Here is a 12,506-nt window from a genome sequence, read left to right as displayed (position 1 = left end):
CAAATTGCCGTTTGCAGTCCGCCCAACGTTGAATACCCACACACCCTAGAAAGTTGGATTTCTGACTATGATGGCTCCAAAGTCCGCTGTGTGTCGTGCACCGGGCAGCCTCACCCTTGCCCCTTCCACGGCACCAGCCTGCGTTCCAGCCAGCGCATGGCGCATTCCATAAGGGCGGCAAAGCCGCCAATGATGAAAATGCCCATGACGACAATATCCGTGCGCAGGAAATTTGAAGCATTCAGAACCATCTGGCCGATCCCCGTGGAGGCGGCGACCATTTCTGCCGCCACGAGCGTTGTCCAGCCGACACCCATGGCAATCCGCAGACCGACAAGAATCTCAGGCAAGGCAGCCGGAAGAATGACAAACCGCAGGAGTTGCGTTCGTGTTGCCCCCAGCGCGCGGGCTGCATTGACCTGATCGTCGCTGGCCGAGCGCGTACCGGCCCGCGCGGCCAGCACAACCGGCGCAAGGCAGGCCAAGAAGATCAGCAGGATTTTCGCCGTTTCACCAATCCCAAACCAGATGACCACCAATGGCAAATAGGAAAGCGGCGGCAGAGGACGGTAGAATTCGATGACCGGATCACAAATCGCCTTGATGACCGGATTGAGCCCCATCGCCAGCCCAAGCGGCACGCCGAGTATTGCGGCGAACAGAAAGGCGGACACGACCCGAAAAAGGCTCATCAGCACGTGATCAGCCAGCGGCGCACCGTCCAGCCGTCCTGCAAGCGCATCGGTAAAAGCAGCCCACACGGCTTGCGGAGCCGGAAGGAAAAGCGGGCTGACCAGACCGGACGACGAAACCGCAAACCACAGCAGAAAAAACGCCAGGGTACTGGCGCCACCAATCCATGCCCTGCTGTGTAGCCCAGAATTGGTGCCCCCTTGGGCAATTGCTTTCCCGTCCTTCCTGCCTTCGCGGGCGATGCCTGATCTATCGGACACCGCAGCATCGCTACCGCGCCGCTGCTCCTCTCCTTTGTCGCAGCGCCTTGCAAGGCCCGGCTCGATGCCGGCACTTTCCGCGACAACCCTCATATCGTTCATGCGACATGCCTTCCATTCGCGTGGCTTCGGCCATGAACCTGTGCAAGCACCTCTTCCCGCATAGCGATGAAATCCGGTGAAGATTTTATGTCCCGGCTATTGCCATGCTCGCGATAGCTGCGACTGAAACCGGGCGACAGGCTTTTGACAATGCGCCCCGGTCTCGGGCTCATTACCAGAAGCCGGGTTGCCATGAAGACGGCTTCCTCGACATCGTGCGTGATGAAGAACACCGTCTTGCCCGTTTCCGCCCAGATATCGAGAATGAGTTCCTGCATCTGCTCGCGCGTGAAAGCGTCAAGCGCCCCGAAAGGCTCATCCATCAGCAAAATTCGGGGATTTGCCGCCAGAGCCCTGGCAATCCCTACCCTTTGCTGCATACCGCCCGACAATTCATAGACGCGCCGCTGACCAAATCCGGCAAGGCCAACCTTGCTCAAAAGCTCTTCGGCACGCTCACGCCGCTCAGCCTTTGGCACACTCTGAAATCTCAAGCCGAGTGCAACATTATCGGCCACGCTCAACCAGGGCATGAGAGCATGACGCTGAAACACCACGCCACGATCCGCCCCCGGACCCCGCACCACCTGACCGTCGAGCAGCAATGACCCTTCGCTTACGGGAAGAAAACCCGCAATGACAGAGAGCAGGCTGGTTTTGCCGCAGCCCGATTGCCCAAGTGCAACGACAATCTCACCCTCGGTGATTTCGAGGTCCACATGGGATAGAGCAAGCGTCTGCCCTGCCCCCTCGCCATACCGCAGACTGACATCTTTCAGCGACAACATCCGCCCATAACCTCACATGCCAACTCGGGAAACCGGCTCCCAATTTTCTCGGCACAATGCTTTATTGCCCAAGCGCCGCCTTGACGTAATCCGCCGTCACGAAGGTGCTGTAGTCTGGCGCGAGCGCCTGGACCCGGCCCTGTTCCTTCAGAAATTCCGCCGTGGATTTGAGCGCCTCGGCAGCGCCGCCGCCCAGCCATTGGCTCGAGGCCTGCTGGTTGAGATCAGGAAATCTGTAGGCCGCAACACCTGCCGGAACATCAGCCGCGTTGGCGCCAGTCCATTTGGCCACAGCCTTCACCTCGGCAGAATCGGGCGTCCATCTCGCGGCATTGCGACGGTAATCGGCATCGGCTTCGGAAAGCAGCCGGACGAAGGTGACAAGAAAATCGCGGTTTTCAGCGGCGAACTTATCCGTTGCGATAATACCGTCGAATGTTGCCTTACCCTTGGCCGCGAAATCACCGGCGCTGGCAATGACCTTGCCGTTCTTTTTGGCGACATCCAGCGTCGGCGCCCAAATGAAGGTAGCGTCAATGTCACCGCGCTCCCAGGCGGCGGCAATTTCCTGTGGACGCAGGTTGAGCAGCTTCACATCCTGAGGTCCAAGACCTGCCTCCTTCAGGGCATACATAAGCTGATAATGCGAGGTGGAGACAAAGGGCGTTGCGACCGTCTTGCCCTTCAGATCGGCAATCTTCTCGATACCGCTGCCATTGCGGGCCACCAGTTGCTCGGCATTGGCAATATCGTCGAGAATCCAGAACAGTTTCACGCCCAGGCCCTGCGAGGCCGCAGCCGCAATCGGCGACGAGCCCGCCTCACCGAGATCCACGCTGCCGGACGCAAGCGCCCGCACGACATCGCCGCCGCCGCCGAACTTCACCCATTTGATTTTTGTGTGGGTTTCCTGTTCCAGCCTGCCGCTTTCCATCAGAACACGAATGGGCGTCATCATGTCCTGATAGGCGAATGTCACCGTCTTTTCCGCGGCAGAAACCTGCGACCCGCCGAAGAGAATTGCCGCCGTTGCTGCCAGTCCGGCCAAGGCGCCTGCAAATCCACGCATCTCGTTCTTCCTTAAATCCGTTTTCAACCCCGCCCCCTGGCGAGCCCCACAAACAAGCATGGACAGGTGAGGAAAACTTAACAAGGAAGCCTTTTGCCGGACTGACCTTAATAATATATATTTTTACTAGATTTTATAGCCTTTAATCCTCCTGACGATGTCCGGCGATGGGCAGCCTATCGGACACGCTTGCCCGCCGCATTGAAAAGAAGGCAATGGCTCGCCGAAAATCCAAGCGATTGCTGCTCCCCTGTCCGCCCACGGCGATCCCGCTGTTCGGCAATGATTTCGCTGCCGTTCAGGCTGGCATAGATGAACGCGGTGGATCCGAGATTTTCGGTCGCCAGACCCGGCACCGTCAGAGTGACGTCGCCACCGCCATTTGTCATGAGATGTTCCGGCCGGATCCCCAGTTTGACCTCATCTCCCACACTGAGGCCCGCGCCCGAAATCGGCAGCAGGATACGCGCGCTTTCGGCGCCCGAAATCTCCACCATCACGCCGTTACCGGCATGGGCCGCAACTCGCCCTGAAAGAAAGTTCATTTTTGGAGAACCGATGAAGCCTGCCACGAACACATTGTCCGGATCGTCATAGAGGGTCATGGGCGAGCCCACCTGCTCGACCACACCGGCACGCAGAACCACGATCTTGTCGGCAAGCGTCATGGCCTCCACCTGATCATGGGTAACGTAGATCACCGTGGTCTTGAGCTGCTTGTGCAACTGGGCGATTTCAAGCCGCATATGCACGCGCAGTTCCGCATCCAGATTGGAAAGCGGTTCATCGAACAGGAAGACCTGCGGCTCACGCACAATGGCCCGGCCGATGGCAACGCGCTGCCGCTGACCACCGGAAAGGGCGCCGGGCTTGCGATCCATCAGAGCATCCAGTTTCAGGCTGGCGCTTGCGGCATTGACGCGCCGGTCGATCTCGGGCTTTTCCATGCCCGCAAAACGCAGTGCAAAGCCCATGTTTTCCCGCACGGTCATATGCGGATAGAGCGCATAGGACTGGAAAACCATGGCAATGCCGCGTCTGGACGGATCGACATCATTCATCTCGGTCCCGCCTATCTTCAGCGAGCCTGCGGTAATGTCCTCCAGTCCGGCGATCATCCGCAGCAGCGTCGATTTTCCGCAGCCCGACGGGCCGACGAAAACCACGAATTCCCCCGAGCGGATGGAAAGATCGACACCCTTGATGACATCGACCGCGCCATAGCTTTTGCGAATATCGGTGAGCGAAACATCAGCCATGGGTAAACCTCAAGCAACCGTCAGGGTGATCGTCTGCTCGCCGAAGGGGCGGCACCGTGCCTTCAGCGTCAATGTGCCGGGCTCATTTCCAGCTTCGATATAAAGCCCCGTCGTGCCGCCCTTGAAGCTGGACAGCACTGGCCCGATGATCCGGCCCGGCCCTTCCAGCGACAGTTCGACCGGATCGTCGAAGAAGGGCAGGATATTGCCGCATTGGTCAAGCGCCCTCAGGATGACACGCACCGTATCCTTCTCGCCAGCCTTCAACTGCGTATCGTCCGCTTCGATTTGCAGCGAGCCGGGCACGGGATCGCCCGCCAGCTCCACCGTTTTCACCGGCTTGCCGTTGACATAGCCGGTGATCACGCCGCCGCGCCATTGCAGGCCCCAGGTTCCGAATTCGGCAGGCGTGACATTGCGCTCGTCCAGAATGACCGGCGGATGCGGCAGGTGCGGATAGGTCTGGCGGTCAGGACCGATACGCTTGGGTGCAAGATCGCCGAACTTCACCTCCACATAATCGCAATTGGTGAGGATGATCAGTGGCAGGATGCCGCCGATATTGCGCTCGCCGCGCGCCCAGTAGGTCACGGGCTTCAGGACCACACCCCCTTCCGGCGCGCCTTGCGAGGCATAGGCATAGGCCGCGAATTTCGGCTCGCGATACATATCCATGACGCCATGATAGCAGATGCGGTCGCCCGCGCCGAAATCCTTGTGGGTGTTGTAATCAAACATGCACCAGCCGGTGCAGCCGGAAATGTTTTCGTCGCCTGCCGCCGCATTCAGCACCAGAAGGTGGCGGGTGACATGCTCTGCCTGCCGCTGCTCCTGATCGAAGCGCTTGGTCGGATACATGTGGCCATTATATTCGGTAATCATATACGGCACTTTTTCGCTCTTGCCGGTGATTTCCGATTGTTCGCGCAGCACGATCCGCCCACGATTATGGCCGGGCTGCTCTTCTAGCCCCAGAATGAAATCATTCTGGGTGTGAACGTCCTCCAGCAATTCGCTATCGGTGATGAAGCGCACGCCGCCCGTCTGGCGGGTGGTGTCCAGCTCGCGGGCCACACGGTTGGTTTCCAGATAGAAATCGTGATTATCCTGGGATTCGTTGATGCGCACGCCCCAGATGATGATCGACGGATGGTTCCAGTCGCGCTCGATCATGCGGCGAACATTTGCAACGGACTCCTGCTGCCAAGCCTTGTCACCAATATGCTGCCAGCCGGGAATTTCCTCGAAGACCAGCAGGCCGATCTCGTCGCAGCGATCCAGGAACCACTTCGACTGCGGATAGTGCGAGGTGCGCACAACATTGCAACGCAGATCGAACTTCATCTGGTCGGCGTCCTTTTCCTGACCGCGCCGGCCCATGGCATAGCCAAGATGCGGCCATGCCTGATGACGGTTCAGACCGCGCAGCTTCACATTGCGGCCATTGAGGAAAAAGCCGTCGATGCGAAATTCCACCGTTCGAAAGCCGAAACGGCTGGAATAGCTGTCCTTGCCCGCGGCCGTTTCAAGCTCGGCCGTCAGAGTATAAAGGGCTGGATTGTCGAGATCCCAAAGCTCTGCACCTTCGATGCCCTCAAGCCGAAGCGTGAGGTCATCGCCGGAAAGCTCAGCCCTTATGGAGGCCATAACCTTGCCGCTCTTGTCGGTGATCGTCGCGGTGACTGCGCCGGACAGCGGCTGCGATTGCGGATTGGCAAGGAAAATCCGGGCCGTCACCGTCTTGCGGTCGGCCAACGCATCCGGGGTTTCGATCTTCACATTGGCAATGGAAACCGGAGTCGTCACCTTCAACCATGTATCGCGATAGATACCGGCATAGGTCAGGTAATCGATCTGTCCGCCAAAGGGCGGAATGGCGGGATTTTCAGAGCCATCCACTTTCACGGTCAGCAGGTTTTTACCCGCCTTCAGCTTCGGCGTCAGACGCGCCTCGAAGGGGGTATAACCATCCTTGTGGGCAAGGATTTCCGCGCCATTCAGATAAACGACATTATCGGCCATGGCGCCATCGAAGGCTACCGAAACCTCGCAGCCCTCGAAGCCCTCCTCCCAGACGATTTCTTTCTGGTAGGTGAAGGCGCGCTGATAGCATGTCTCGTCGAAATAGTTGAAGGGCAGCTCTACCGCCGTATGCGGAAGCTGCACCACCTCTCCGGCAAGCATTTCACCGGCGTGTGCGGCGGAAAAGCCCTCCGTAAAGGTCCAGCCCTTGTTGAAGCTTTCATAACGACGCATATCACTATTCCTATTTAATGGAGCCGAGCATACCCTGCACGAACTGGCGCTGCATGGCGAAGAAGACGAAAAGCGTGGGCAGAGTGGCAAGGATCGTGCCGATCATCACCGTGCCATATTCGGGGTAGTAGGCCGAAGCGAGCGATGAGACGACGAGCGTGATGGTCTTCGTCTCATTGGATTGCAGTACGATCAGCGGCCAAAGATAATTGTTCCAGTTCATCATGAAGACGATGACGAAGGCGGCCGCGAAGGTGGAACGCATGACCGGCAGATAGATGTAGAAGAATATCTGCCATTCCTTCAGCCCATCAACCTTGGCGGCGTCGCGCAGCTCGCCCGGAAAAGCCTTGGTTGCCTGCCGGAAATAGAAGATGATGAAAGCGGAGGCGAGTGTGGGCAGAATGATCGCCACATGGGTGTTGATCAACCCCGCCTGCGACATCAGCAGGAAAAGCGGGATCATCAGCGCCGCAAACGGCACCATGAGTGTCAAAAGCACCACCGCGTAAAGACGGTCGCGCAGCCGGGAGCGGAACATCTCGAAGCCATAGCCCGCCATGGCCGAGATCAGCACTGTAAGCGCCGTGCCGAATATGGCGATCTTGATCGAATTCCAGAACACCAGCGGTACATCCACCTTGGTGAAGAAATCCGCGATATTGGCAAACAACGCCATGCCGAAGGACACCTTGCCGCGCACGATGTCCGCAGTGGTATTGGTTGCGCCGATCACCATCCAGAAGAAGGGAAAAATCGACAGGAAGGCAGCAAGTCCCAACAGCAGATATTGCAACAGGGAGCCAAGGCGGCGTTTCGTGGCATAGCTGGTCATTGCTTTTCCCTCGCCGCATAGAACTGAAAGAGCGAGAGCAGCGCCACCATCACCACGATGACATAGGAGACCGTGGCCGCGTAACCGAAGCTCGGCATATAGCGGAAGGTCAGATTGTAGATGTAGAGAGAGAGTGTGAGCGTGGAATTGGCCGGACCGCCGGTGCCAGCCGTGAGGTTATAGACCTCATCGAAAAGCTGCAACGTGCCGATGGTCGAGGTAATGGTGGTAAACAGGATCACCGGCTTCAGCATCGGCACCGTCAGGTGCAGGAAGCGCCGCCAGGAAGGCACGCCATCCACCGTCGCCGCCTCATAGATGGAGCGGTCGATATTCTGCATGGCAGCCAGATAGAAGATCATGTTGTAGCCGGTCCAGCGCCAGGTAATGGCAATGATGATCAGCACCTTGGCCCAGAAGGGATCCGTCAGCCAGCCGATCGGCTCTGCCATCAGACCAAGCGACATCAGCGTGTTGTTGACCACGCCATCAACGGAAAACATGCTTTTGAACAGCACGGAATAGGCCACGAGCGACGACACGCAGGGCAGAAAGATGGCCGTACGGAAGAAGCCCACGAAGCGGAGGCGCGGATTGTTCAGCGCCGCCGCCAGCAAGATGGCCAGCGTAATCATGATCGGCACCTGGACGATGAAGAAGATCATCGTATTGCCCAGCGCCTTCAGGAAAACGGGATCGTTGCTCAGCCGCAGGATATTATCCGCACCGGCGAATTTCTGCATCATTCCCCGGCCTGAATAGAAGGACAGGACAAGCGAACGGATGATCGGATAGACCAGAAAAATCCCGATCAACAGAAGGGCGGGCGCGGTAAACAGCCAGCCGCTCATCTGGTATTGACGGGCCAGTCCACCCCGACGTGCCACGAAAGCCATAGGCGCCTCCAGATCGATGAAGAGCAACCGCGGATCGCCGATCCGCAGTTGCCGGGTCAAAATGACTGTTTGCCCTTACTGGATCAGACCTTCGGCCTGGCCCTCTATGTCCTTCAGCACCTTGTCGATCGGCGCGCCCTTGTTGAGGTCGGCCAGATGGGCCGTAACCGCCGTATCCAGCTCGTTGGTAAAGACGCCGTAATTGACGGACGGCACCTTGGCGAGCCAGTCGGAGAAGTTCTGCCAGACCTTTTCGCCGCCGAAGAAGGGGTCCGGCGCGCTGTAGGCGGCGCCTGTGCGCGCACCCAGCATGGTGCCCATGGCGCCACGCTCCGTCAGGATTTTCTGGTAGAAATCATTATCCTTGCCATAGATTTCGTTGAGGAAATCGATGGCCTCGTCCTTTTCCTTCGAATTCTCCAGCACATACCAGCTCGACCCGCCGAGATTGGAGGCATTGACCGCAGCTGGCACATTGGGCCTCGGCGTGGCGGCAATACCCCACTTGCCGGATTGATCCTTCTGCGCCTTGATGGTGCCGGTGAACCAGACGCCCGTCAGCACGCCCGCGACATTGCCGGAAACGGCGTTTTGCGCGTAATCTGTCCAGCCGTTGGACAGTTTGGCAAGACCGTCCTTGATCAGCCTGGCCTGCAACTCCAGCGAGGCTTTGAGGGGTGCGTTGTTCGTGATGGAAAGCTTGCCATCCTTGTCGAAATACCAGCCGCCGCCAGCCTGCATGATGATGCGTGTCATTCCGCCGTCATTGGCGTCCAGCGGAATAAGCTGCTTGCCGGTCTTTTCCTTTACCTGCTTGCCGATTTCAAGGAAGCGGTCCCAGGTCAGGTTCTGCATGTCCTCCGGCTTGAAGCCGGCAGCCTCGATAATGTCCTTGCGGTAAAACAGCGCCGTGGTGCCGGTATCGAAGGGCATTCCGTAGGTCTTGCCCTCAAGCGTCATCAACTCGACCTTGTAGGGGGCAAAATTCTTGTAATCCACCTTGCCGCTCATTGGCGCAAAGGCGCCGGGGAAGGATTGCAGATATTTCTGCGCGCCGTAATCCTCGATCAGCACGATGTCGGGCAGCGTATCGGTGGCGCCGGAGGCCAGGCCCGTCTGAAGCTTCTGCTCGACGTCGGCCTTGGCAAAATCCACGACCTTCACGGTGGTGCCGGGATGTTTGGCGCTGTAGCGAGCACCCGCCTCCTTCATGATCGCCACATTGAAATTCGGATCCCAGCACCAGACGGTGATTTCACCAGCGGCGGCGCTTGCGGCAGAGATAAGCAAGGTTGAAGCCATCAAGCCGGCAAAAGCGGCTCCCTTGGCGCCAGCGCGGCGTGTCACGATAGTCTTTTTCATTTCATCCTCCCCAAATGAACGGTCGCGTTTAGAACGACACCCGCAACGTCCGGCCACGGACGCGCAAGCATGGCCAAACTATTCCGCTCATCCGCGAAAGGCGCAAGAAAATATTTAGTAAAACTATTTCGCAGATGCGAAGAAAATCATTACGAGAAAATGATTACCCGGCGGGATGGCGGCAACTGTCGCGCCACCGCATCCGGGTGGGAATGGTGACATGTTTGGAATAGGTGCGCCCCATCAGACGCTCCACCAGAAGATCGACCGCCGCCTCGCCGATACTGTCTCCCGGAATATCCATGGTCGAGAGGGTGGGATTGAGGAATTCGGTTACAGGGATATTGTTGAACGAGGCAAGCGCGATATGGGCAGGAATGGTCAGGCCTTCTTCCTGGATGGCGCGATAGGCCCCGATGGCCATGTTATCATTGGCCGCCAGAATGGCATCGGGCCGGACAGGCAGGGCAAGCAAGCGGCCAGCCTGTTCATATCCCACCTCAAGGCGCAGATTATGCCCCCATTCCCGCCCCTCGCCCAAAGCAAGCAGGGCAGGGTCCAGAGCATTCTTCGCCTTCATCCAGTCAAGATAGGCGCGGCAGCGCATTTCCGTATAGGGCTCGCTATTGCCATCCATCAACTCGTTGCAGCCGATGAAACCGATGCGCCGATACCCAACGGACCACAGGCCATCCAGAATCTGCCGTGTCGCCATGGCAAGATCGGCCGCCACGCAGTCGTGTTGCGCCAGATGCGGATCGACATCGGCAAAGACCACCTGGGGGCAGTGAGCCGACAAGGCCGCGATTTCGCCCCGGCCATGCTTGCCGATGACAATGGCCCCCGGCATTGCACCGTGATCATTGACGTTCCAGGGGGATAAAGGTGTGAAAACCCGCCCGATCTCCAGTCCGTTTTCCGCGCAACGCCGCTCTATGCCCAGACGAACCCCGACATAATAGGGATCGAACAATTCCTGCTCGGATGTCAGAAAATGCAAAAGCGCGATGCGGGCCTGCACGCCCCCCTTGCGGCCTGCAAGCGGCGCAATTTTGCTGGCGCGGTACCGGCTGCGCGGCGTAGCATAGCCAAGCTCCTGAGCGGTCGCGACAATCGCCTCGCGTCTGGCCTGAGAAATCGACAGGCTGGGGTCGTTGTTCAAGACGCGGGACACCGTTCCCGACGACACTCCAACTGCCGCGGCTATGTCCCTTATCGTGGCCATGCTCTTGCGCGTCTTTCCCTGCCACCGGCACGGGGGTCCGGAGGAAGTTTCGATTGAACACGTTTTCCCGCACTTCCGTGAAGGGCGGAAAACTCATTGGCGCTTCCAGGATGATGTCGAAACCCATCCGCAGCCAATGGCGCTTCGCACATAAACGAAGCGGCAACAGCGCCCAAAAGCGCAGTAAATATTTACTAGACAAAACCAGAGAAAAGGGAAAGCTTTTTTAGCTTTCCCCACCAATTTCCTGTCAGACGCGGGCCCATTGCGGCAACCATTGCCCATGCGCGGCCAGAAGCTCGTCCACCAATGACCAGATCTGATCCAGATCCAGCTCGGCAGCCGTGTGCGGATCCATCATGGCGGCATGATAGATGTGCTCGCGGTTTTCGCTCATCAGCGCCTTCACCGTCAGCTCCTGCACATTGATATTGGTTCGCATCAGCGCTGTCAGCTGCGGCGGCAATTCACCGATATAGGTGGGCTGGATGCCGGATGCATCGACCAGGCACGGCACCTCCGCCGCGCAATTGGCCGGTAGCGACGTAATGCAGCCATTGTTGCGCACATTGCCGTAGATGACCGAAGGTTCACCGGTCCAGACGGAGTTGATGATCGTCGAGGCGTATTCATGCGAGGGCTTGACCTCTATGCGCTCCGCGCTCCGATAGGCCTCGGCCTGCCCTTTCCACTGCTCCACCTGTTCGATGCAGCGCTTGGGGTATTCATCCAGCGGAATGCCGTATTTCTCGATCAGATCCTCGCGACCTTCCTTGATGAAATAGGGCGTGTATTCAGCAAAATGCTCGGAGCTTTCCGTGACGAAATAGCCAAGCCGCATCAACATCTCGTAGCGCACCTTGTTGGGGCAGCGCGGGTTCCAGCCCGGCTTGGGCGCGCGGCCCTGCCGATAGGCCGCAACGAGATCAGGATAGAGATTGCGATAGGAACCGTCCGGCTGGCGATGTTCGAAGGTCAGGTAAAAGGCCATGTGATTGATACCGGCGGCACGGTAGCGGATTTCTTCATAGGGAATATCCAGATCCAGCGCCAGCTCATGCGCCGTGCCCTGAACGGAATGACAAAGACCGACCTGGCGGATTTGCGGATATTTCTCGGCAATCGCCCAGGTGTTGATTGCCATGGGGTTTACATATTGCAGCATGATGGCGCCGGGGCAGACGGCCAGCATGTCCTCGCAGATCTTCCACAAATGCGGCACCGTCCGCAGACCGCGCATGATCCCGCCCACGCCCAGCGTATCGGCAATGGTCTGGCGCAGGCCGAACTTTTTCGGCACTTCGAAATCCGTGACCGTGCAGGGCTCATAACCGCCAATCTGGAAAGCGACGATCACGAAATCCGCGCCGTCAAGCGCCGCCCGTTGGTCCATGAATGTTTCAACCGTTGCCCCAACGCCGAGTGTGGAAATCAGCTTGCCAGCCACCAGAGCGCTTTCCTCCAGCCGCTCGCGGTCAATATCCATCAGCGCAATGCGCGCGGACGAAAGTGCCGGTCGCTGAAGAACATCGCCGATGATATTTTTCATGAAGACGGTGGAACCGGCTCCGATAAACGTGATCCTGGGCTGTTTGGCCATTGGTCAATATCCTTCCCTGCGCGGCACTGCCGCCGCCTTTGCCTGTGCGGGCCATCTGTCTTTTTGATCGCCATTCCGTGGCCCGCATCCAAAGACAGAAGACCCCGTGCACGTGATGCCGCAACAGGAATTTTACAGGTAAACCGCTGAAATTTCTGACG

General features: G+C 58.3%; 10 protein-coding genes. All 10 read right to left on the bottom strand.

Features of this window, described 5'->3' with window-relative positions:
• Window positions 1-110 precede the first annotated feature (110 nt).
• The 10 genes from T424_RS20680 to melA all read right to left on the bottom strand — a co-directional run bounded on the left by T424_RS20680 (window position 111) and on the right by melA (window position 12,345).
• Entirely contained in the window at window positions 111-1,055 is a 945-nt protein-coding gene (locus T424_RS20680) for an ABC transporter permease subunit (RefSeq protein ID WP_051558904.1), read from the bottom strand.
• Window positions 1,052-1,843 (bottom strand): taurine ABC transporter ATP-binding protein, encoded by a 792-nt coding sequence (locus tag T424_RS0109710; RefSeq protein WP_027487553.1) that lies wholly within the window; start codon window positions 1,841-1,843, stop codon window positions 1,052-1,054. The genes T424_RS20680 and T424_RS0109710 overlap by 4 nt, the downstream gene beginning before the upstream one ends.
• A 61-nt stretch (window positions 1,844-1,904) precedes the next feature.
• Entirely contained in the window at window positions 1,905-2,912 is a 1,008-nt protein-coding gene (gene tauA / locus T424_RS0109705; RefSeq protein WP_037067247.1) for a taurine ABC transporter substrate-binding protein, read from the bottom strand.
• Between the two features lie 176 nt (window positions 2,913-3,088).
• Window positions 3,089-4,171, bottom strand: coding sequence for an ABC transporter ATP-binding protein (locus T424_RS0109700; RefSeq protein ID WP_027487551.1), 1,083 nt, complete (start codon window positions 4,169-4,171; stop codon window positions 3,089-3,091).
• Window positions 4,172-4,180: 9 nt separating this feature from the next.
• On the bottom strand, window positions 4,181-6,427 hold the full coding sequence (locus T424_RS0109695) for a glycoside hydrolase family 2 protein (RefSeq protein ID WP_027487550.1): 2,247 nt from the start codon (window positions 6,425-6,427) through the stop codon (window positions 4,181-4,183).
• A 10-nt stretch (window positions 6,428-6,437) separates the two neighbouring features.
• A complete protein-coding gene (locus tag T424_RS0109690; RefSeq protein ID WP_051558903.1) occupies window positions 6,438-7,262 on the bottom strand; it encodes a carbohydrate ABC transporter permease in 825 nt (274 codons plus the stop codon).
• Window positions 7,259-8,158 (bottom strand): carbohydrate ABC transporter permease, encoded by a 900-nt coding sequence (locus tag T424_RS0109685; RefSeq protein WP_027487548.1) that lies wholly within the window; start codon window positions 8,156-8,158, stop codon window positions 7,259-7,261. Before T424_RS0109685 ends, T424_RS0109690 begins: the two co-directional genes overlap by 4 nt.
• Before the next feature lie 75 nt (window positions 8,159-8,233).
• Window positions 8,234-9,520 (bottom strand): ABC transporter substrate-binding protein, encoded by a 1,287-nt coding sequence (locus T424_RS0109680; protein ID WP_051558902.1) that lies wholly within the window; start codon window positions 9,518-9,520, stop codon window positions 8,234-8,236.
• Between the two features lie 163 nt (window positions 9,521-9,683).
• A complete protein-coding gene (locus T424_RS0109675; RefSeq protein WP_027487546.1) occupies window positions 9,684-10,745 on the bottom strand; it encodes a LacI family DNA-binding transcriptional regulator in 1,062 nt (353 codons plus the stop codon).
• A 250-nt stretch (window positions 10,746-10,995) separates the two neighbouring features.
• Window positions 10,996-12,345: an alpha-glucosidase/alpha-galactosidase gene (gene melA, locus T424_RS0109670; protein ID WP_027487545.1), complete on the bottom strand. Its 1,350-nt coding sequence runs from the start codon at window positions 12,343-12,345 to the stop codon at window positions 10,996-10,998.
• Window positions 12,346-12,506: the final 161 nt, after the last annotated feature.

Origin of the sequence: Allorhizobium undicola ORS 992 = ATCC 700741 (genome assembly GCF_000621665.1) — a bacterium.
Lineage (GTDB): Bacteria > Pseudomonadota > Alphaproteobacteria > Rhizobiales > Rhizobiaceae > Allorhizobium > Allorhizobium undicola.
The sequence above is the reverse complement of the archived record's forward strand: the minus strand, read 5'-3'. Positions and strand labels throughout refer to the sequence as shown.